Annotated in this window: 18 protein-coding genes and 2 pseudogenes; 12 read left to right on the forward strand and 8 right to left on the reverse strand. The window is 59.5% G+C overall.

What is annotated here, in order from left to right:
- Positions 1-372 (reverse strand): annotated as a pseudogene (locus tag NKI85_RS33330) (phytochelatin synthase family protein); the annotation flags it as partial.
- A 24-nt stretch (positions 373-396) separates the two neighbouring features.
- Positions 397-522, reverse strand: coding sequence for a hypothetical protein (locus NKI85_RS33335; RefSeq protein ID WP_352780189.1), 126 nt, complete (start codon positions 520-522; stop codon positions 397-399).
- A 575-nt stretch (positions 523-1,097) separates the two neighbouring features.
- Here NKI85_RS33335 and NKI85_RS33340 point away from each other — a divergent pair.
- Complete coding sequence (locus NKI85_RS33340; protein WP_352531439.1) at positions 1,098-2,453, forward strand: phosphatase PAP2 family protein; 1,356 nt, start codon at positions 1,098-1,100, stop codon at positions 2,451-2,453.
- A 559-nt stretch (positions 2,454-3,012) separates the two neighbouring features.
- Here the strand turns inward: NKI85_RS33340 and chrA are convergent.
- Both chrA and NKI85_RS33350 read right to left on the reverse strand, forming a co-directional pair.
- Positions 3,013-4,428 (reverse strand): chromate efflux transporter, encoded by a 1,416-nt coding sequence (gene chrA, locus NKI85_RS33345; protein WP_352780190.1) that lies wholly within the window; start codon positions 4,426-4,428, stop codon positions 3,013-3,015.
- Between the two features lie 8 nt (positions 4,429-4,436).
- Positions 4,437-5,414 (reverse strand): chromate resistance protein ChrB domain-containing protein, encoded by a 978-nt coding sequence (locus tag NKI85_RS33350; protein ID WP_352531435.1) that lies wholly within the window; start codon positions 5,412-5,414, stop codon positions 4,437-4,439.
- A 540-nt stretch (positions 5,415-5,954) separates the two neighbouring features.
- On the opposite strand from NKI85_RS33350, the gene NKI85_RS33355 reads away from it, so the two are divergent.
- The 6 genes from NKI85_RS33355 to NKI85_RS33380 all read left to right on the forward strand — a co-directional run bounded on the left by NKI85_RS33355 (position 5,955) and on the right by NKI85_RS33380 (position 10,777).
- Complete coding sequence (locus NKI85_RS33355; RefSeq protein WP_352531451.1) at positions 5,955-6,551, forward strand: superoxide dismutase; 597 nt, start codon at positions 5,955-5,957, stop codon at positions 6,549-6,551.
- 39 nt (positions 6,552-6,590) lie between these two features.
- Complete coding sequence (locus NKI85_RS33360) at positions 6,591-7,013, forward strand: hypothetical protein (protein WP_352531433.1); 423 nt, start codon at positions 6,591-6,593, stop codon at positions 7,011-7,013.
- Entirely contained in the window at positions 7,010-7,477 is a 468-nt protein-coding gene (locus NKI85_RS33365; RefSeq protein ID WP_352780191.1) for a chromate resistance protein ChrB domain-containing protein, read from the forward strand. Before NKI85_RS33360 ends, NKI85_RS33365 begins: the two co-directional genes overlap by 4 nt.
- A gap of 14 nt (positions 7,478-7,491) precedes the next feature.
- Positions 7,492-8,772: a cytochrome b gene (locus NKI85_RS33370; protein ID WP_352531429.1), complete on the forward strand. Its 1,281-nt coding sequence runs from the start codon at positions 7,492-7,494 to the stop codon at positions 8,770-8,772.
- A gap of 89 nt (positions 8,773-8,861) precedes the next feature.
- Positions 8,862-9,764, forward strand: coding sequence for a DUF1259 domain-containing protein (locus NKI85_RS33375; RefSeq protein ID WP_352531427.1), 903 nt, complete (start codon positions 8,862-8,864; stop codon positions 9,762-9,764).
- 11 nt (positions 9,765-9,775) lie between these two features.
- Positions 9,776-10,777 (forward strand): YncE family protein, encoded by a 1,002-nt coding sequence (locus NKI85_RS33380; protein WP_352531425.1) that lies wholly within the window; start codon positions 9,776-9,778, stop codon positions 10,775-10,777.
- Between the two features lie 37 nt (positions 10,778-10,814).
- Here NKI85_RS33380 and NKI85_RS33385 read toward each other — a convergent pair whose 3' ends face one another.
- Both NKI85_RS33385 and NKI85_RS33390 read right to left on the reverse strand, forming a co-directional pair.
- Entirely contained in the window at positions 10,815-11,528 is a 714-nt protein-coding gene (locus NKI85_RS33385) for a HoxN/HupN/NixA family nickel/cobalt transporter (RefSeq protein ID WP_352780196.1), read from the reverse strand.
- Between the two features lie 21 nt (positions 11,529-11,549).
- Positions 11,550-12,194 carry a DUF1007 family protein gene (locus tag NKI85_RS33390; protein ID WP_502900761.1) on the reverse strand — a complete coding sequence of 215 codons (645 nt, stop codon included), beginning with the start codon at positions 12,192-12,194 and terminating at the stop codon, positions 11,550-11,552.
- Between the two features lie 142 nt (positions 12,195-12,336).
- On the opposite strand from NKI85_RS33390, the pseudogene NKI85_RS33395 reads away from it, so the two are divergent.
- Both NKI85_RS33395 and NKI85_RS33400 read left to right on the forward strand, forming a co-directional pair.
- Positions 12,337-12,794 (forward strand): annotated as a pseudogene (locus tag NKI85_RS33395) (TSUP family transporter); the annotation flags it as partial.
- 541 nt (positions 12,795-13,335) lie between these two features.
- Entirely contained in the window at positions 13,336-13,938 is a 603-nt protein-coding gene (locus NKI85_RS33400) for a hypothetical protein (RefSeq protein ID WP_352531423.1), read from the forward strand.
- Here the strand turns inward: NKI85_RS33400 and NKI85_RS33405 are convergent.
- Positions 13,935-14,852, reverse strand: coding sequence for a LysR family transcriptional regulator (locus NKI85_RS33405; RefSeq protein ID WP_352531421.1), 918 nt, complete (start codon positions 14,850-14,852; stop codon positions 13,935-13,937). The genes NKI85_RS33400 and NKI85_RS33405 overlap by 4 nt on opposite strands.
- A 236-nt stretch (positions 14,853-15,088) precedes the next feature.
- On the opposite strand from NKI85_RS33405, the gene NKI85_RS33410 reads away from it, so the two are divergent.
- On the forward strand, positions 15,089-16,177 hold the full coding sequence (locus tag NKI85_RS33410) for a Gfo/Idh/MocA family protein (protein ID WP_352780194.1): 1,089 nt from the start codon (positions 15,089-15,091) through the stop codon (positions 16,175-16,177).
- A 31-nt stretch (positions 16,178-16,208) separates the two neighbouring features.
- On the forward strand, positions 16,209-16,541 hold the full coding sequence (locus NKI85_RS33415) for an SDR family oxidoreductase (protein WP_352531417.1): 333 nt from the start codon (positions 16,209-16,211) through the stop codon (positions 16,539-16,541).
- Positions 16,542-17,072: 531 nt separating this feature from the next.
- Here the strand turns inward: NKI85_RS33415 and NKI85_RS38045 are convergent.
- Positions 17,073-17,219, reverse strand: a complete 147-nt coding sequence (locus tag NKI85_RS38045) for a MoaF-related domain-containing protein (protein ID WP_502896238.1) — start codon at positions 17,217-17,219, stop codon at positions 17,073-17,075.
- Between the two features lie 412 nt (positions 17,220-17,631).
- Here NKI85_RS38045 and NKI85_RS33420 point away from each other — a divergent pair, with 412 nt between their 5' ends.
- Positions 17,632-20,064 (forward strand): PAS domain-containing sensor histidine kinase, encoded by a 2,433-nt coding sequence (locus tag NKI85_RS33420; protein ID WP_352531415.1) that lies wholly within the window; start codon positions 17,632-17,634, stop codon positions 20,062-20,064.
- Positions 20,065-20,153 lie beyond the last annotated feature (89 nt).

Below are 20,153 nucleotides of genomic sequence, written 5' to 3' on the forward strand. Positions count from 1 at the left end.
TCCGATTGCCTTGCGGAGGTAGTTGACGATCACGAAATGGTTCGACTGGCCGAGATGGGAACTCGCCAGCTTGCGGAACTCGTCGACTGAGCTGTCGGCGGCATGATGGACTTCTGCCTTGACCGGCTGCGTCGCAAGAATTCCACCGATCTGATCGAGGGTCATACCTTTCTTCGCCAAAACATCTCGGGCGAGAATGGCGTCCGTTCGTTCATCGAGGACATTGTCCTGCGTGAAAGTGCGATATGGCTCGTACTCCGGAACCGAAGGCGCCGGTACATTGAGCGCGTTCAGCACCATGACGATGCTGGCGACACCGCAATAGGACTGTGTCTTCTGCGTCAGAAAGTTGCTTGCGAGAGGGAAATAGGCCTCCCGTGCATCGCTTTCGACGAACTAGTTTTCGCCAATATCAGAACTAAAGCCGGCCAGATTGTCAGGAAGCTTCAGGGTTTCGGCGCTTGCGCTGGTGACGAACAGCCCCAATGCGACCACTGCCCCATGAACGAAGTGCTTAGACATGGCAACGTCTCCGCTGGGTGATCGTGCCACTATACCAGAAGGACGGGCGTGTATCACCATCCCCGTTCAGGGTCGAAGGTCGGGTTCGAGAGGAGGGGCCGTATCAGGCGCGCCCGGCCGACAACTTCGTTCAAAGTTCGGGATCTCCTCCTGGCCGGCTGCTCTCGCCGCCAAAACCATCCAAATCGCTCTGAACGACCGAGTTCGACCCTTTTGGCGGTCGTTCAGTTGCGAGCGTCGCATGACGCGATCTGACCCAGCGCGGACATTCCCGCAATCGAACCGGAACGTCTCGAAGGGCTGGGAAGCTGACGTTGCCCTGCTGAAGAAGCCGGTTGGCAAACATCGACTTCGCGAGGGATTTTCAGCCGCCGTCACAGCGGCAATCGGGCCGCAAATCAGGAAGACAGCGGTCTTCCGATGTGACACCAACAACGCTGCCCTATTCGCATATTTGATCCTTTTGCCCGGCGGTGTCCGGCATTATAATTAGCGATCGCTAAATTAGGACGGAGCAGATATAAAGCCAGAAAAGCGTCCGTCTTTGGGCCGGGGACTAACCATGGAGGCCAAACATGCTCAGCGCTTTATGCAAGGCCTGCGCAGTGATCCTTTTGTCAGTGAACTGCGCTTTCGCCCAATCGGATCTGATAGAGCCAAAGGCTGGAACGTGGAAGACGTGGGTGATCACGTCGGGTAAGGACTTCCGAGTCCCGCCCCCACCGGATACTTCCACAGCCGAGCTGGAGCAGCTCCGAGATATCATCGCAAAGAACGATGCGCAGGCCGCCGTGATGATCACGTTTTGGGATGCCGGCTCGCCCGGTTACCGATGGATCGACCTCGTCAACAATCGCCTTCTTACAGGCGAAAAGATCCCGCCCAATGCGCACCGCATATACACCTATTTGACGATGGCGATCTACGACGCCACCATTGCAGCATGGGAATCGAAGTACTTCTACAATCGCCCCCGCCCAAGCGAGGCGGATGCGACATTACCGACTGCGCTGCCTACGCCTCGGAGTCCCTCCTATCCATCTGAACACGCGGCAGCCGCCGGAGCCGCCGCGATGATTCTTTCCCATTTCTTTCCGGACGAGGCGTCCTCGTTCCAAGCAATGGCTGAAGAAGCAGCACAGTCGCGTGTCCTTGCCGGTGTCCAGTTCCCGAGCGACTCTTCCGCCGGGCTTGAACTGGGCCGACGAGTGGCAGAGCAGGTGATTGCGCGGGCAAAAGCCGATGGCTCCGACGCTGTCTGGACCGGCAAAGTCCCGACCGGGCCGTGCAAGTGGGTCGGAGATAAACCAGGCAATGCAACCATGCCCAACTGGAAACCGATCGTGCTGGCATCGCCCGATGAATTCAGGCCGCCGGCCCCACCCGACTGTCAGTCCGCGGCCGTGAAGGCTGAGACGGATGCTGTCCGACAATTTGAGCGAAAATTCCCCAACAGCTCCAAAGCGTTCTACTGGCAAAGTCCAGCCGGCCTGTTCACCAGCTGGTATGACTATGCCAGCAAGTGGATGTTTGAGGACAAGACAGATTCGAACGCGCCGCGCGCCGCGCGGGCTTACGCGATGCTCGCAACGATCCATTTCGATGCGTTCATTGCAAGCAACGACGGTAAGTTCGCATATTGGTACCCGCGCCCCAACATGCTTGACCCGAGTATCACTCCCTTGTTCGCGGTGCCGCCGTTTCCCAGCTATCCGTCCAACCATTCCACTCTTTCAACTGCCCGATGCGAGATCCTGGCGTACCTGTTTCCCAGCCATGCGGAATTCATCCGCAAGGTTGGCAAAGAGGCCGGCGATTCCCGCATCTGGGCCGGCATCCATTACGCGATGGACAACAAGGCCGGTGCCGCGCTCGGCAAAGCGGTCGCGGAGAAATTCATCGAGCGGGCGAGAAAGGACGGAGCAGACTAGTGGAAGGAGAGGACACCTGATCGACCCGTTCGGAACCTTCTTGCCGATCGCCGGTCGAGGTCAAAGGATAGAACGGAACTTTATTCGCCACGTATCAGAAAGGCTCCACGCGCTTTCATCTTCTGACGCTTTATGGACCTGAGACGCAACAAGGCTTCCAAGTTGCCGTTTCCCTGCGCCCGATCTATAGACCGCTTCGGAGTCCACTCGTGAACTTGGCTGCGTCCGGCGCAAACGTCAGCAGGTGGCGCTATCGACTCCTTGCTGAAGGCGCCGCCCGAGTACCGAATCCTGCTGGAGGCGAAGGAATGACCCTTGTCCGACATTCGGGCTCTCATGCAGCAAGGTACACAGACCCGAAAAGCTGTCTTTCAGGGGCGGCGGCAATGGCATCAACCTGCGACCTGCTGTAAGCTTGGAAAGCGGGTAACAATCCGCGAAGGATTGGGGATGGAACGTCATCTCGCAGCCGTCCTGATTGCCGATGTCGTCGGCTATGGCCGCTTGAGCCAGATCGACGACGAGGGTACTCCTGCCGCAGAGTGGTTGCGCCCACGGCTTAGATCGAGCCCGTTGCAACGCCATAGAGCACACCGAGGATCGAGCATGCCGCCAACACGGGGATCATGCCGATCTTGAAACGGAATACCGCGAGCAGCGCCCCGAGTGTCAGCACCAGGGATGACAGGTTGATGGAGTTGAACACCGGCACGTCCAGCGTCATGCCCAGCCAGCTGACCTCATGCAGTTCGCGGAACAGCACGTGAAGCGCGAACCACACCGCCAGGTTCAGGATCACACCGACCACCGCCGCCGTGATGGCAGACAGCGCTGCTGATAAGGCCTTGTTGCTGCGCATCGTCTCCATGAACGGCGCGCCAAGGAATATCCATAGGAAACAGGGGACGAAGGTTACCCAGGTCGTGAGCAGACCGCCGAGTGTTCCGGCGACCAGCGGGCTAAGCACTCCCGGCGCGCGGTAGGCACCCATGAAGCCGACAAACTGGGTGACCATGATCAGCGGGCCCGGCGTGGTCTCGGCCATGCCGAGGCCGTCCAGCATCTCTCCCGGCTTGAGCCAGCCATAGTGGTCCACGCCCTGCTGCGCGACATAGGCGAGTACCGCATAGGCGCCGCCGAAGGTGACCATTGCCATCTTGGAGAAGAAGATGGCGATGTCGGTGAAGACATTGCCTTGGCCAAAAAATGCTAGCAGCCCAAGGACAGGCACCAACCAGAGCGCCAGAAAGACTGCCGCGATCTTCAGCGACCAACTGACAGACGGCCGGGCGTGAGCCGGCACCCCCTCGCCGAGCGCGGTATCGGCATCGGCGACCTGCTTGCCGCCGACCTTGCCATGTCCGTTACCTGAGAGGAATGAAGCCCAGCCAGATCTCCCTCCGACGAAACCGATGATACCAGCGATCAAGATGACCAACGGAAACGGCGCATCGAAGAAAAAGAGAGCGATGAAGGCCGCCCCCGCGAGCCCGACCATGACATTGTTCCTGAGCGCCCGCCTGCCGATCCGCAACACCGCTTCCAGCACAATGGCGAGGACAGCCGCCTTCAAACCGAAGAAGAGGGCCTGAACCGCGCCGACGTTGCCGAAGATTGCATAGATCCAGCTCAACGCCATGATGGCGATCGCACCAGGCAGCACGAACAGGATACCGGCAACGAGGCCGCCTCTGGTCTTGTGCATGAGCCAGCCGATGTAGATCGCAAGCTGTTGTGCCTCCGGTCCGGGCAGCAGCGTGCAGTAATTGAGCGCATGCAGGAACCGGGTCTCGCCTATCCAGCGTTTTTCCTCGACGATGATGCGGTGCATCATGGCGATCTGACCGGCCGGACCGCCGAAGCTGAGCACGGCCACGCGAGCCCACACCCGTGTGGCCTCAGCGAACGAAATGCCATGGCCGGGCGTGTCGCTTGATCGATTTGGCGCCTTTATGGTGCTCTCTGCATTGGCCATGGTTCAGGTCACTCGCGTTTCGAACGGAAATATCGGTAGAGGTTGTCAAAAACCGAAGCGCCCTCGGCGATCCGTTGCTCGTCGCCGGCGTTCGCCATGGCGATGCCGGCGATCAGGCTGGCAATGCCGGTGGTTTCTTCGCGACTGAACTTGCCGTCCTTGAGATCGATATCGTGGACGACCTCGGCGATGGCCTGCAGCGCCGGATCGGCAATGCCGGTGCGGGCAAGCAGCACCTCGAAGCTGCAGCGGTCGCCTTCATGGGTGATTTCGCCCTCGAACATGTCGAAGCGCAATTCCCCCTCCTTCGGCACGTATCCCTTGCCCGCCACGAAGCGGATGATCGCATCGGCATCGATGAAGCGACGGATCAGCCAGCTGCAGGCGATCCGGTCGACATACACGTCCCGGCGCGTGACCCAGATCCGGCCCTTGAGCTCGCTCGGCTCGGCCGCCGTCTTCGGTTCCTTGGTCATGGCCTTGTCCTCTACAAGCTGTGCCTCGAGCTCGGCGATCAGTCCCTCGCTGGCGAGGCGACCGCTGGCGCCGAAGAAGTCGATCGTCACGACGTCCGCGAGCCGCTTGCGCAAGCGGCCGAGTTGCGAACGCGCTTCTGCATGTTTTTCCGCTGTCGCGTTGGTCTTGATCGCTGCGGCCAGATCGCGCGCTTCCTTGACAATCTCCGCATAGTCGGCGTCACGAACGGCGTCGAACAGCGCCCGGACCTGGGCGTCCGAAAGACCGTCGACAAGGCGTGCCTCGCACATCATGGCCTCGCCGCCGCCAGCGACGATCTCCTTGAGAAGCCATTCGAAATCCTCCTGCATCTCGGCATTCGCCGGCAGGGCGTAAACGGTGCTTTTGACTGCGACCGCGCCGATGCCTTGCAACCGTCGCCAGATCTTCACCCGGAAGTAGGCGGGCTTGCTCGGCAGTTGATGGATCAGGAGCAGCCAGCGCTGCTCCTGCGATTGCCCCTCACTCATAAGTGAACCGTATCACGAACAAATCCAAATGCAACACTTGTATCACTTTTCATTTGGGCATAGCTTTCGCTTCCTCACGGGATGAGCCGTGCCGCCGAGCGAGGAAACCGATGCCACACCAGAAGCATCACTCGAGAACTTGTACGCGTTTGAGGCCAGGCATGACTCGGCAACCCTCAAAAAGCCGAAAATCAACCATGTTGCCCTGGCACCATCTCCATCTCAATCCGCCCCTCGATCGCTCAAACCTTAACCATCTCAACGACGACCATGAATGCTACGCTGCGGGATCACCGTCTCTGACGAACTGTATGCCTGGCGCGCTCCCCTACTAGGTGAAACTCACACCTAACCGCCGGCCGTCCATTCTGGCGCGGCTTGATTCTACACATCACCATAGAGAGTAAGCATATGACCGACGGAATAAAACGACGCGACTTCATGCGGAATGCCGGACTCATTGTTGGCGCTGCCGCGACGGCGACGCTGATTGAGAGCCCAGCTCTGGCTCAAACATCTTCCACCTCGAGGCTCAAGCCCATGAACTATGAGATTAAACCGCTCCCGTTCGACCCCAAGGACATTAAGGGCATATCCGAGAAGGTGCTGGTGAGCCATTACGAGAACAACTACGTCGGCGCTGTAAAGCGGCTCAATGCGATCGGCACGCAATTGGCGGAACTAGATTTCGCCAAGGCGCCCGTCTTCATGATCAACGGCTTGAAACGGGAAGAGCTAATCGCCACGAACTCGATGATCCTGCACGAAGCGTATTTCCAAGGTCTCGGCGGCGGCGGTGCGCCGAAGGGGGCTCTGGCGGACGCGATCACGAAGGACTTTGGCAGCGTGGACCAGTGGCGAACCGAATTCGCGGCTATGGGCAAAGCCGAGGGCGGTGGGTCGGGCTGGGTAATCCTCGCCTATTCGCCGCGCGACAAGCGGCTGGTCAACCAATGGGCCTCCGATCATACGACGACTTTGGCGGGGGGGCGCCCTGTGCTTGTCCTCGACATGTACGAGCACGCCTATCATATGGATTACGGCGCTAAGGCCGCCTCTTATGTCGACGTCTACATGGAAGCGATCCGGTGGGAGAATGCAGCCAAGCTCTATGAGGGCTACAGTCGCGAAGGGTAACTTTCAGCGAGGGCGCAAAACACGGAAGGCACGTCATTCATGATGCGTTTGAAGACGGCGCGCGTGTGGCGCGCCCTGCTTGCTGGATTGGAAGTCGCGGGCGGAGGCATGGCTTCCGTGCCGACGCTCGCGGCCCCTCCACCTTCCGCGGACAAGTTCTTCGCGCTGGAGCGCGATGTGCCGCTCGGGCCGAAGATCGACCGCTTCGATTATCAAAGCCTCGACCCCGGCACCGGTCGTTTGTTCATCTCTGGCATGAGCATCGGCAAATTGCTGGTATTCGACAGCACCAACAAGCTGCTCACGAAGCTGAACGGGTATCCCCAGGTCACCGGCGTGCTTGCCGTTCCGGAGTTGCACAAGGTCTATGCCAGCGTGCCGGGCGACGGCATCGCTGCCTGGCATGCGATCGGCGCGCCAACTGTCCCTCTGGTGGTGAGCGAAGAAAGGATTGTGTCATGAAATGGGTTACACGCGAACGTCCGGTCATCGACCGCATTGCCTGCCCCTGGCTGATTGCGCGCTTCATCGACAAGGAACCGGAGTTTCTGTTCGTGGCGCCTGACCAGGTGATCCGTGTTGCCCGGGAAACGGGCGCGACGCCCTATGACGTGCCCGGCGTCGAATTCACCCATGTCGGTGACGGCTGCAGTTTCGACACCTTCGTTTCCAAACACGGTCTCGATCGCGATCCGGCGATCGTGACCATTGCCGCGATCGTGCGCGGCGCCGACACGGACCGGCACGATCTCACGCCACAGTCGGCAGGATTGCTCGCGATCTCCATGGGTTTGCGGGACCTGACGCCTGACGACCACGAGGTGCTGAAGCACGGCTTCGTCATTTACGACGCGCTCTACGCGTGGGCTTCGGGCCGCAGAGCGGAAACGCACAGCTGGCCACCCGTCACGAAGCCGGCGGCCTGAGCAGAGGACACGGAATGGTAGACCAATCGAATGAGGACGTCGCAGGACGTCAGCCAAGCAACCGCGTCGTTCGGTGGATCGACCACCGCTTGCCGGTTTTCACCTTCGTCAATCATGAACTGAACGACTATCCGACCCCAAGAAATCTGAACTATTTGTGGAATTTCGGTTCGCTGGCCGGGTTCATGCTGGTCGTCATGATCTTCACCGGCGTCGTGCTCGCAATGCACTACACAGCGGATTCGAACCTCGCTTTCGGCTCCGTCGAGCACATCATGCGCGACGTCAATTACGGGTGGATGATCCGCTACATCCACCTGAACGGCGCATCGTTCTTCTTCATCGCGACCTACATCCATATTTTTCGCGGCCTTTACTACGGCTCATACAAGGCGCCGCGCGAACTGTTGTGGATGCTCGGAGTCGTCATCCTGCTGCTGATGATGGCGACCGCCTTCTTTGGCTATGTCCTGCCATGGAGCCAGATGGGGTTTTGGGGCGCTACGGTGATCACCAACCTGTTCTCCGCAATTCCGGTTGTGGGAGAGAGCATCGTCACCTGGCTTTGGGGCGGGTACTCCGTCGATAATCCGACGCTGCAGCGCTTCTATGCCCTGCACTACCTCCTGCCGTTCGTCATCGTCGGCGTCGTAATGCTGCATCTCGTCGCGTTGCATCGGCAGGGTTCCAACAATCCGCTCGGCATCGACCGCAACGGGCCGGGAGATAGCATCCCCTTCCACCCCTACTACACGGTCAAAGACCTGCTCGGCTTGGCGGCTTTCCTGCTGGTGTTCGCCTTCTTCGTCTTCTACCTGCCGAACTACCTGAATTCCACCGACGCCTTCATCCCGGCCAATCCACTGCGAACGCCCGCCGAGGTCGTGCCGCAATGGTATTTCCTGCCGTTCTACGCAATCTTGCGCTCGATCCCGAACAAGCTTGCCGGCGTAATCGCCATGTTCTCGGCGGTGGGGGTCCTCTTCGTCCTACCCTGGTTGGACATATCGAAGGTCCGCAGTGCCCGCTTCCGGCCAATCTACAAATGGGTCTTCTGGCTCCTGGTCATCGACGTCATCGTTTTGGGCTGGGTCGGCGCCAATAAGCCGGAGGGCTTTTTCGTTCTCATCGGCCGCGTCGGCACGTTCTATTACTTCTTCCATTTCCTGGTCGTGATGCCGCTCCTTGGCATTTTCGAGCGACCGCTGCCGCTCCCGACCAGTATCGCCTCGGCAGTCCTGCCGAAGGGCGACGCGCATCCTGCCCCAGCGCAGGCGATGGCAGATACGCCGTAACCAATCCAGCCGTCGAATACCGCACCTGTCTCTATGCCGAAGATCACGGCCGACTGATCAATTCGCAGTGAAGAAAGAGGAATACCGCCATGACACTATCGACCCGCTTGGCAGTTCTCATTGCTGCCGCAACCCTCGTCACCCCCTCGTTCGCCGCCAATCTGGATTGGAGCCAGGTCGGAAAGGCGCTGGGAAAAGGAGGAACCACGCAGGCCGACGGCGTCTATAGAGTTGGCTTGCCACGAACCGACCTGAAAGTATCGCTCGATGGCGTATCCTTGAAGCCAGGATTTGCCCTCGGAGGCTGGATAGCGTTCGAACCAATGGGGAATCAGGCCATGGTCATGGGTGACCTCGTTCTGACGCAGGACGAGGTGAACCCGGTCATGAAGAAGCTTCAAGCAGGTGGGATCGAGATCACAGCGTTGCACAACCATTTGCTGCGCGCGGAGCCAATGACGCTGTACATGCACGTCTTTGGCCAGGGCGACCCGGCCACGCTCGCCACGGCGCTTCATGCCGGGTTGGCGCTGAGCAAGACACCGATGGAGAATGCCGCGTCCGGTGCCGAACAGCCGCAACCCGCCCCCCAGCAGATCGAGTTCGACACGGCGGCCGTCGACCAGGCTATTGGTCATAAAGGCAAGGCCAATGGCGGAGTTTATCAGTTCACTATCCCACGAGCCGAAACGATCACGGACGGCGGCATGACGGTCCCAGTGTCCATGGGTACCGCCATTGCCATCAACTTCCAGTCAACCGGAGGAGGCAAGGCGGCGATCACGGGCGATTTTGTATTGATCGCATCGGAGGTCAATCCTGTCCTCAAAGCCTTGCAAGACAGCGGCATCGAGATCACGGCACTGCATAGCCACATGATCGATGAGCAGCCGCGGCTCTTCTTCATGCATTTCTGGGCCAATGACGACGCCGCCAAGCTTGCGCGCGGCCTCAAGGCGGCTCTCGACAAGATGAACCTCGCGAACAGCTAGGATCGGGTCCAGTGCGCGCCGCCAGTGTGGCCCTTGGGCTCATCGCCACGATCCGCCTGATCGTATGCTCAGTCGGCCCGGCTGCGGCGGAGCCGCCTCTGATCCTCGAGCGAACAATCCCGCTCGAAAACGTCTCGGGCCGCATCGATCACATGGCGATCGATCGTGTTGGGAGGCGGCTGTTCGTCGCCGAACTCGGTAACGACAGCGTCGATGTTGTCGACCTTCACACCGGTAAGATCCTCCATAGGATCACCGGCCTGAAGGAGCCGCAGGGCGTCGCATATCTTGCCGATCAGGACGTGGTCGCCGTTGCCAATGGCGGCGACGGGTCCGTTCGGTTCTTTCATGCAGGAGATATGTCGTCACTGGGAAGCACTGCTCTCGGCAACGACGCGGACAATGTCCGCATCGATCCGTCTTCCGGCCATGTTTTTGTCGGATATGGTGATGGCGGATTGGCCATCCTCGATCCTGTGACCCAAGCCAAGCTTGAAGACATAAGACTGGCCGGCCATCCCGAAAGCTTTCAGCTTGACTCCAAGATGACCCGGGTGTTCGCGAATGTGCCGGACGCCGGGCAGATCGCCGTCGTCGACCTCAAATCGCGCAAGCAGGTGGCCACCTGGAAATTGCCAGGCCTGGCGGCGAATTTTCCGATGGCGCTCGACAGCGCGGGGGGCCGGCTTGCAGTTGTGTTCCGCTGTCCGGCAAAGCTTGCTCTGCTGGATCCGGCAAGTGGTGCGGTGACCGCGAGCCTCGATACATGCGGCGATGCTGACGATGTTTTCTTCGACGGCAAGCGCGATCGAATCTATGTGAGCTGCGGAGACGGCGCGATCGATGTTGTGCAGCGCAGCCCAAAAGGGCTCGGGCCGGTCGAACGTGTGGCGACTTCCAGCGGAGCCCGAACCTCGCTCTTCGCACCGGAACTCGATCGCCTCTTTGTTGCCGCGCGTGCTGGATGGCTTGGATCCCGGGCCGCTATCCTCGAATTCCGCCCTTCGCCATGATGCCGATCAGGCATCGGTCGCCCGGGTCAAATACCTCTTAGTTCGACGAGATTTGCCAAACGGCTACGCCAGCTAGAATGAGGCCGGCGATACCTTCGATGGTCCTGGATATGATATCAAACAGGCGTGGCCGGCTGTCGAAGAAATGTACCAGGCGCTCCCGAAACAGGATCGACAGCACCGCAACGCAAGACAGCGTCAGCGCCACGCCGGCCATCATGGTGATTGCGAAAAGAATGCCGGCGACCGGAACGCCTCTGGATATCGCAAAGGTCATCACGAAAAGCGTCAGCGGGCATGGGATCAGGCCGGCCATGACGCCGACGGCCTCGCCCTCATGCTTGTGGTGATGGCCGTGGCTCAATGCGCGCCAGAGCATCCAAATGCCGATCAGGCCAAGCAGGCCCCGACTGACGTCTTCCAGCAGCGGGGCGCGGCCAACACTGCCCAGGGCAATCGATACCAACGGCAACGAGAGCGCCGCGATCAGCACCGCGATCGTCACATGCGTGAAGGAAAGCGTCAGCGACACCAGAAGACCGCGCGAAACCTTTGCATCCGAACCGGCCAAATACGTGGCCAGGACGGCTTTGCTGTGACCCGGCGTCAGGGCATGCGCCGCACCGAACAGCACGCCCATCGGCAGAAAGGCCATGAAGGCCAGCCAGCCGCCGCCGGCCGAAAGCAGTTTGATCTGCTCGGCCAGCGCCAGGTAGATCGTGCGTTGGAACTCGACCAGCGTCTGGAACATGGCCATCGAACCGGCTCCGGGTCAGCTGCACGTCAATTCAAGGCGCGTCGCGAAAATCTTGCCGAGATCGGTCCCCGTCGGGTCACTGAAGAACGCGTCTGTCAGGCTCTTCTGGTTCTGCGCGATGGCCGTGTCCGGATCTGGACGCACGACGGCGCGTGAGCAGCCTTCAGGCAGGCCAGTCACAGCAATCTTTTCGTCGTCGGTAAAATCGATCGCCGTGTAGAAGGTCGGGTCGTAGACGCCGATGCTGACTTTTCCAGCAAGGGTCAGCGGGTCCTTCGGCTGCGTTTCGAACTGGACGACGAGTTGATCGTTTTCATAGCTGACGCTGAACTTCGGCGGTGGCGCCATCGTCACGTCCTTGCCGTTCAAGGTCACCATCTGAAAGTAGTTGTACTCGGCCAACGACGCATGGACGGTGAGAGCGACTTCATCGAGTTCCTTCGCATCAAGGACAAGGTCGGAATTCTTGTCGAATTCCATCAGCACGGTGCTGGAAAAGAGGTCGTCGAAACGCCAGAGATGCCGAAGCGACTTGAGCGTTCTGTCTGGACCGACGGTCAGGTCCAGCGTCGCTTCGGCAAACACATGCGGATGGGCGTTCGCTGCCGCGGCGGAAGCGAGCAACAGCGCCGCGCCTGATACCATGCCTGTCAGTTGCATTTTTCGCTCACATTTCATCGTTTCGGAATCAGGCGGAATGTCTCCCATTGCAAGCAGGCCGAAATGGGACGGGCCGAAATCCTTGCCAGCTATCTCCCTTGCTCACACGGAGGCAGCCAAAAGATCGCCCTTCACCCAATGATTGATTGCGGCGCTACTGCTACTTATCGCCATCGTCTTGGTCTTCGCCCACGATCCGAGCGCGACGAGCCTTCCGCCTTTCAGTGGGGCAGCATTGATCATTGCTGGGGTCATCGCCGGTTTCGTCATCGGAGTGGTCGCGTCACTGTTGGGCGTAGCCGGTGGGGAATTGCTTATCCCGACACTGTCCTGCTCTTTGGGATAGACATAAAACTAGCTGGCAGCATGTCGCTTGCCGTGAGCCTGCCGACGATGATCGTTGGTTTCACCCGCTATTCGCAGGATCTCCTTGGGGTGATCGCGCGCAACAGATCGTTCGTGATCCTTATAGCAATGGGATCGATCGTCGGAACGTCGATTGGCGGCATGTCGCTGGGCATCGTGCCAGAGAAAGTGCTGCTGCCGCTGTTGGCGGCAATCTTTGTCATCTCGGCTTACAAAGTGTGGCGCCATAAGTAGCGTCCTCTCAGTCCTCGGCGATCGAGCTTGCAATAGTGTGTTCGATCCCCCGTTGTCGATCGGCGATGTCAAGTGGACAAGCTGCTTACGACTGCCGGCAATCAATATGTAGAGTTTGGAAACCTGATCTCCATTCCGGTCCTCGCCGATTTTTTCGGCGTCCGTCCGGGCGAAGAAGCGCTGCTCGAATGTCGCGCGGTCGACTTCGAACAGCCTGATGGAGCAGGTCTGCACAGCCTTGCCGTTCAAGTGGCTTTGATCACCGCGATCATGGTTCCGGCAGGTAGTCGTTGCCAGTCACCTTCCACCCTTGGAAGGCATCGACGTCATCGACCGGAACAAGCGCTGCGTCACCGGATAGTGGTGTCCATCCACGCGTCTTGGCCACAGCGGCGGTTCGCTCGAAGTCGGGTCCGTGGGCGAGACAGGTCACCTAGTGCGTCGAGGGCGAGGTCTCGGCCTCCATGAAGTGCAGCCTTCATCTCCTCTCCTTCGAGAGTGCGCGCTGTGCTAACCCGCAAGTAAACCTTGCCGCCAGGCCGTGGCCAACTGGCTGGTGCTTATATCTGAGAAAGAAAAGACCTGCGTTTTCTGCCGCAATCCCGTCAGGGACCCCGAAACTGTGCGAAGCCGGTCGCGAGAGCACGTCTTCCCGTTTTGGGCACTCAAGGAGTTCGATGCGGTTCGCGACGTCATCGAGTTCCCGCGGATGGAAGCGAACAGTACGGACGGACTGTCGGCCCAACTCACCGAACAGACGACGATCCGTCGCTTGGACCTCAACAACTTTCTCCTTGGTGACGTTTGCTCGAGGTGTAACAACGGTCGTATGGAGGTCCAGCTTTGCCGCCGAAACCGCTGGCGCGCAGATGAACCCGCCCAACGCCTCGCAAAGCGCGACATGGTTGCGGTGCGCCAAGGTGGCGAACCGGCTGTTCTGGTCCATGTGATTTACCTCTGCTTTCCGGCCGTCGTCTTGGGCCAAGAATTCGCGCGCCTCGCGCAGCATGGCCCAGGCCTGAACGTACGACGCCATGGTCCGCTTGATTACATTCTCTGCCCAGCGCTCGACGGCGGGCGGTGCGATCATGCGCTCGACGAAGCGGCACAAGTTGCGAAACCGGACTTCCCGTCGATGACCTAGCCGGAGGCTCGCTCGAGCCAGCGCTCTTGCTCGGCGAACCGGCCTACCAGCATGTCGATAAACACGCGAACCTTGGCGCTCAGGTGCCGGCGATGGGGATAAAGCGCTTTTATATCAAAACTTTGCGCTCGGTAGTGGGGTAGTAGCGGCACTAGCGCTCCCGAGGCCAATAGGTCCGCCATCAGATACGGGACCGTCAACACCAGACCGATCCCGGCCGCGGCGGCGGCGCGCATCGTTTCGAGGTTGCTGGTGATCAGGTTTCCCGATACGCGCGCCACCACCGGCTTGCCGGCGGCGTCCAAGAAATGCCACTCGTCTGGAGACGGTGGTGCGTATGGGTGGCGCAGACAGTTGTGGCCGGCCAGATCGGCCGGGGATTGCGGTGCCGGATGCTTTTCGAGGTATGCGGGAGCGCCGCAGACAATTGGACTCAAACTCCCGAGGCGTCGTCCGACGAGGGTGGAGTCGGGCGGCGAGAGCGGGCTGATCCCCAAGTCGAACGCCTCCTGCACTAGGTCGATCATCCCGTATCCGATGCGAATATCCACCGACGCCTCAGGATGCCGGGTCAGGAAATCGGTGACTACCGGTGCGACGAACCGGGCGATGCTCTGGTGGCAATAGACGCGGAGCTGGCCGCGTGGGATAGCCTGCAGTGCGCCAGCCGCTTCGTCGGCCTCCTCCAGATCCTGGAGAATCTGTACGCAGCTCTCGTAATAGCCACGGCCAATCTCGGTCAGGCTAATCCGCCGGGTCGTACGGTTCAGCAGTCGCGCGCCAACGGCATTTTCTAGCGCTTGGACCTGGCCGCTGACCGTCGCCTTAGACCGGTTCAGGCGGCGGCCTGCAGCCGAGAAGCCGCCACTCTCAGCGACCCGCACAAATGCCGTGATGCTTGCGAAGCGGTCCATCGGGGTCCCTATTGTCAGGAAATTTCGGACAGCGTGTTCGGGTTGAGCGTGATTGTGTGGCCATGATCTACGCATATCTTGCTTATGAGATGCAAGACCGGCAGCGATGCTAGTCCGCGTTCGGCAATGTGCACTTTCGACCTCACCCAGGACGGCAGCGAGTAACCGAGAAAGACGCAGTGCGTCAGTACTGGCTACGTCATTTCAATTGATCACTTGAATGAAAAGGTAAAGCAGTGACCCATGAAGAAATTCGCGTCGGAATCATCGGTGCGGACACCAGATCAAGTTGGGCGAAGGTCTCGCACATTCCGGCCATCAATGGTCTTCCCGGCCTCAAGCTCGCGGCTGTGGCGACGCGCAACGAGCAGAGCGCACGCGAGGCAGCTAAGGCCTTCGGTGCGGAGCGCTGGTTTTCCGATCCCTTCGAGATGATCCGAGATGAGCGGATTGATCTCGTCACGATCGCTGTCAAGGTGCCCGCACACCGCGAGCTCGTTCTGGCGGCGCTCCATGCTGGCAAAGCGGTCTATTGCGAGGCGCCTCTCGGACGCAGCGTCGCAGAGACTGAGGAGATGGCGCGCGCGGTGGGTTCAAACCACACGGCGATCGGATTGCAAGGCCGGCACAATCCCGCCGCACGACGCGCGGCCGAGTTAGTGTCCTCTGGAAAGATCGGGCGGCCGCTAAGCGCCAGAATCGTCTCGCCAACCTTTGGATTTGGACCAGAAGTCCCCTCGGCGCATGACTTTTTTAATAAGGCATCTTCTGGCGCCAACCTGCTAACCATTTGCGGCGGGCATACGGTCGATGTGGTGGAAGCGGTCCTAGGACAGATTGTCGAGGTTGACGCCCGGACCGAGATTCGCTGGCCCATGGTCAAACTGACAGAGACGGGCGAAGAGAGCGTCCGCGAAACTGCCGACTACGTCGGCGTTATCGGAAAGACGCGCTCCGGCACCGCGTTCACGGCCGATTTCGACGGGGGTCAGGGGGAACAGGTTCGTTTCACATTCGATATCAGGGGATCGGAAGGATGGCTCAGCTTGACCAGCGATCACCCTTATGGCTTCCAGGCGGGGGACCTCAGGCTCGTCTCGAACATCCCATTCGTGGCACCCGACCGAGCCACAGTCACTGGTGGGCTGATGGGGGCGGCGGTAAACGTCGGAGAGATCTATGCTGGTCTTGCCCGTGATCTGCGTGCGGGGACCTACAGCACGCCCGGATTTGGACACGCTGTTCACAACGCCCGTCTCATCGAGGCTGTAAGGCGCGCCGCCGACCGGGGCGAGCGGCAAATCATTCCCAATCGGGAGGAATGACGGTGAATGATTTGACCGGCTGGATCGCGAGGTGACCGGCGCTGCCACATCTACAGGCCTCGGTGCAGAGATCGCCAATGGCAGCGGCCCGTGCAGCGGTCGTCGCGTACTATCGCAACGCCAAGCGGTCGGCAGCACTCTCTTCGACGAAATCGTCCGTAACATGCTGAGCCCGGGCCATATAGCGACCCCAGGGCTTTCGGATTTGTTCAACCAAGAGCAGGAGGCCGCCGCCTTCCGCAACGTTCCTCTCGGCCGTCTCGGAACGCCAGACGAGATGAGCAACAATAACTTGACCCTGCCTTCTTTGACGTTTGACGAACTTGAAACTGCACACCTGACGGCCCGCGATGGCAATTTATAATAAGGGCTTGCCGCATCGAGCATGCCATCCGCATCTTTGACGACCGCCCACAAGTCGGTTGCCTTGACGATTGGCTCGAACGCCGCACGGAACAGCGCAGCCGTTTCCCCTTGATAGCTGTCGTTTTGATTCAAATCCCCTTCGAACATGACCCTAGGGACGGCCGGATCGGTCGTCCAATCCCAACTGAAATTGGCGTCTCCCGACAGTTCACGGCAGATGGCCTCGAACGAAGGCTCAAGGTAGAAGCCACGAGTTCCCATGGGGGCAATCGAGTGCATGAACAATTGGCATTCGGTACCAGTTCCGCGGATCCGACGGTGGCAAAGCCAGCATCTTTGCGATTGCCGTCTTCAGGGCCGGAACAATGTTTCCTGGAAGATTTGGGTCGAGAATGGAGTATCGAAGCCTCGTCGAGGGCGTGGCGGCTTGGGCGCTGGCGACACCGGATAGAACCGCAGCTGTAGCACCAGCCCGCAGCAGCGAACGGCGCGTTAGGGGATATCGAATGATTTCACGATGGAACTCCGCCTAGATTTGCACGAATGGCCATGGTCCGTCATAAGCTGGGGGGCTCGTCGCCAGGTCCCACCAGACAATATGCGTATAGATCTGCCCCGCGCCAAAGTCCTCGATATGCACGACCGCTTCGCCATCGGCCTCCTGCCACGTGACCAAGTAGACGCTGTGCCCAGGTCCTTTATCAGCGTTGTTACCGTTTCGGACCCGGTCTCATTGCCGCTCGAGTCAATTGACCAGTGGGTCACCGATGTTTCTGATTCTAAATAGAGATGCACATGAAACTTGCTGAAGTGGACGTCATATAGCTTCCAGTGTTCTTCGAACTCAGACATAGGGGAGGCCGCCGATCATGGAGGAGACCGATCATTGCGGGCTGCTTCCGCAGAACGCCTATGAGGCGCATCTCGCGGAAAGCTACGCCAGTCGTCCGAGGTCGAAAGGATCCTATGGTCCGTCTCTGGCGCAAGGGGTAAGATCACCGCCACCTTTGCTGAGGCGTAGCGATCGTCTGCGACATGGCGTCTCCGACAAAGGCAGGTCCGAATCTGTAGCGGCCATGGAGCGATCTATGCCAAAGAAGGGTGACGGAGCTAAGGAGGCAATTTTCGGCCTGTCTGTTGACATCGCCGAAGGCAGGAAGGCCGAAGAATGGCCCAGATTCGTGGCACAGCTGCAGGCGATTCTAAACGTGCTTCCGGCATATACCTGGTACGCGGCTCCGTCCGGTGCCCTCACTTTTGTGAACAAACGAACTGCGGATTATCTTGGTGTTCCGCAAGATCATCCCCTACGTTTCGGCATCGGCACTGACGCACGGTGGGACGACTGGATCCCGTTATTGCATCCGGACGACCACGAAGAATCACGCAAATACTGGTCAATCTGTCTGCGCACGGGCGAAGGTGGTGAGCATAGTTATCGAGTTCGTAGCGCTCAAGGAGACTACCGCTGGTTCCTCACTCGCTTCGAACCGCTTCGGGCAAGCGATGGAACTCTACTGCTATGGCTTGGGGCGACTATGGATATTGAAGAGTTCAAGCGCGCCGAGGAAGGGCTGCGGGAGAGCGAATACAAGCTCCGTCAAATCTTCGAAACGGTACCAGCCTTCCTCTGGTCAACGGATCCCGCCGGCGAACCGACGCACATGAACCAGCGCCTCCTAGATTACAGCGGGATGCGATTTGAGGGGTTCAAGCGCCTTGGCTGGGAAGTGCTTGTCCACCCGGATGACTTTCCAGAAACCGCGAGGGCTTTCTATCAAGCCATTCACGCTGGAACGCCGAACCAATGGGTGACGCGCTTACGCCGAGCGGACGGCGAGTTCCGTTGGCATCAATTCAGGATTGAGCCTCTGCGGGATCAGCAAGGCCGCATCGTCCAGTGGTACGGTGTGACGGTTGATGTCGATGAAGGCAAGAAGGCCGAAGAGCGACCCAGATTCGAGGCCCAGCTACGGACCATCCTAAATGTGCTTCCGGCGCTTACCTGGTACGCGCCTCCATCAGGCGGCCTTACCTTTGTGAGTAAACGACAAGGGGATTTCCTTGGTCTTCCGAAGGATCATCCCTTGCGTTTCGGCATCGACATCGGTGTACCGTGGGACGCCCATATCCCGTTTTTGCACCCCGACGACCAGGAAAAGGGCCGCAAATATTGGTCGAACAGTCTGCGCACGGGCGAGGGCTATGAGCACAGCTATCGTGTCCGCGACGCTCAAGGAAACTACCGCTGGCTGCTCACTCGCACCGAACCCCTTCGGGCCAGCGATGGAACGCTGCAGCTTTGGGTCGGGGCGACTCTGGATATTGAAGAGCTCATGCGCGCCGAGGAAGGATTGCGGGAGAGCGAGGCGAAGTTCCGCGACTACGCCGAGACCGCCTCCGATTGGTTTTGGGAAATCGGTCCTGACTACAAGTTCACGCTGCTGACCGAGAATGCGTTTGGTTCGTACGCGGCTGACCGAATGGGCACGGGATGCTGGGATCACGCGCTCGATCTTGAAACGGAGCCGGAGAAGTGGCGGCTTATCCAGGCAACTCTCGATTCACGCAAACCGTTCCGCGACTTCGTATATAGCTCCGCTCGCCGTAACGGCTCTCCCATCTATGTGAAAGCCAGCGGCAAGCCAGTGTTTGACGCCGAGGGAGAATTCCGTGGCTATCGCGGCACCGGCACCGACGTGACAGCACTCATGCGCGCCCAGGCAGAGCGCGAGAGGCTGCGTCAGCTGGAGTCAGATCTCGCGCACATGAACCGCCTGAGCGTAATGGGAGAACTGACTGCTTCGCTGGCTCACGAAATCACGCAGCCGGTTGCCGCGGCACGCAACAACGCCCGTGCGGCCATGCACTTTCTGGACAGAAATCCACCGGATCTGGGCGAAATCCGGGAAGCGCTCGCCTCTATCGTGGGCGACGCCGATCGAGCGGGAAACATCGTCGACAGGATCCGTGATCAAATCAAGAAAGCGCCTCCGCGAAAGCATCTTTTTGATCTCAATGAAGCGATCAACGAGTTGATTCTGTTGGCGGGAAGTGCGGTCACCGAGAATGGAGTCTCGGTCCGAACCCGCCTCGCGGAGGGGCTGTCTCCCGTCGAGGGGGATCGTGTTCAACTGCAGCAAGTCGTGCTGAACCTGATCCTGAACGCTGTCGAAGCCATGAGTACGCTCCAGGCCGGGCTACGGGAGATGTCGATCAGCACGGAGCAAGCGCAGACCGGTGGCGTTCTCGTGTCTGTGCGCGATTCAGGTCCGGGCATTGATCCGGACCATCTCGATACAGTTTTCGAGGCTTTCTACACCACGAAGTCCAGCGGCGTCGGGATGGGGCTGTCGATCTGCCGGTCGATCATTGATGCCCATAGGGGCCACCTATGGGCCGATACGAATGAGCCTCGCGGCGCTGTTTTTCAGTTCATCTTGCCAACCGCGGAACAGGAAGTCACAAATTCTTTTCCGGAAGCTCAGCAGGCAAGAGAGCGGCACGAGGACACCGTATAGTATCGTGCTTTTATTCGGGGTGGTAGGTCGCACCCAGAAAGCATCGGGATATCAAACAAAAAATCGGATGGCGGGCTGGAACCCGCCAC

Origin of the sequence: Mesorhizobium sp. M0571, assembly GCF_040320985.1 — a bacterium.
Taxonomy (GTDB): domain Bacteria; phylum Pseudomonadota; class Alphaproteobacteria; order Rhizobiales; family Rhizobiaceae; genus Mesorhizobium.

Excerpts from the sequence above, each read along its gene's own strand:
- NKI85_RS33335 (WP_352780189.1), bottom strand. The coding sequence starts at position 522 with ATGTCTAAGCACTTCGTTCATGGGGCAGTGGTCGCATTGGGGCTGTTC.
- NKI85_RS33340 (WP_352531439.1), top strand. The coding sequence starts at position 1,098 with ATGCTCAGCGCTTTATGCAAGGCCTGCGCAGTGATCCTTTTGTCAGTG.
- chrA (WP_352780190.1), bottom strand. The coding sequence starts at position 4,428 with ATGGCCAATGCAGAGAGCACCATAAAGGCGCCAAATCGATCAAGCGAC.
- NKI85_RS33350 (WP_352531435.1), bottom strand. The coding sequence starts at position 5,414 with ATGAGTGAGGGGCAATCGCAGGAGCAGCGCTGGCTGCTCCTGATCCAT.
- NKI85_RS33355 (WP_352531451.1), top strand. The coding sequence starts at position 5,955 with ATGAACTATGAGATTAAACCGCTCCCGTTCGACCCCAAGGACATTAAG.
- NKI85_RS33360 (WP_352531433.1), top strand. The coding sequence starts at position 6,591 with ATGATGCGTTTGAAGACGGCGCGCGTGTGGCGCGCCCTGCTTGCTGGA.
- NKI85_RS33365 (WP_352780191.1), top strand. The coding sequence starts at position 7,010 with ATGAAATGGGTTACACGCGAACGTCCGGTCATCGACCGCATTGCCTGC.
- NKI85_RS33370 (WP_352531429.1), top strand. The coding sequence starts at position 7,492 with ATGGTAGACCAATCGAATGAGGACGTCGCAGGACGTCAGCCAAGCAAC.
- NKI85_RS33375 (WP_352531427.1), top strand. The coding sequence starts at position 8,862 with ATGACACTATCGACCCGCTTGGCAGTTCTCATTGCTGCCGCAACCCTC.
- NKI85_RS33385 (WP_352780196.1), bottom strand. The coding sequence starts at position 11,528 with ATGTTCCAGACGCTGGTCGAGTTCCAACGCACGATCTACCTGGCGCTG.
- NKI85_RS33390 (WP_502900761.1), bottom strand. The coding sequence starts at position 12,194 with ATGCAACTGACAGGCATGGTATCAGGCGCGGCGCTGTTGCTCGCTTCC.
- NKI85_RS33405 (WP_352531421.1), bottom strand. The coding sequence starts at position 14,852 with ATGGACCGCTTCGCAAGCATCACGGCATTTGTGCGGGTCGCTGAGAGT.
- NKI85_RS33420 (WP_352531415.1), top strand. The coding sequence starts at position 17,632 with ATGCCAAAGAAGGGTGACGGAGCTAAGGAGGCAATTTTCGGCCTGTCT.